A 231-nucleotide genomic window follows, 5' to 3' on the forward strand; every position below is an offset into this window, starting at 1 on the left:
GGTCCACTTCATGATCGGCGTGGTGGGCTACGGAGTGGCGCTCGCGCTCCTGGACGATCATCTGCCGGGCGAGAGCCGGGTATGGCATGGCGCGCTGCTCGCCATGATTGGCTGGCTCGTCATGATGGTCGCGCTCATGCCCATGGCCGGCGCCGGCCTCTTCGGCATGAACCTCGGCATGGCCGCGCCGGCGATGACGCTGATGCTGCACCTGATCTTCGGAGCGGTCCT

General features: G+C 67.1%; 1 protein-coding gene. It reads left to right on the plus strand.

Annotated features, from left to right (window positions below; translation table 11 throughout):
- A partial coding sequence (locus tag AB1471_RS18005; protein WP_367781083.1) for a DUF6789 family protein occupies nucleotides 1-231 on the plus strand: 231 nt, incomplete at both ends.

This window comes from Jeotgalibacillus marinus, from assembly GCF_040801915.1.
GTDB classification, from domain to species: Bacteria; Bacillota; Bacilli; order Bacillales; family Jeotgalibacillaceae; genus Jeotgalibacillus; species Jeotgalibacillus marinus.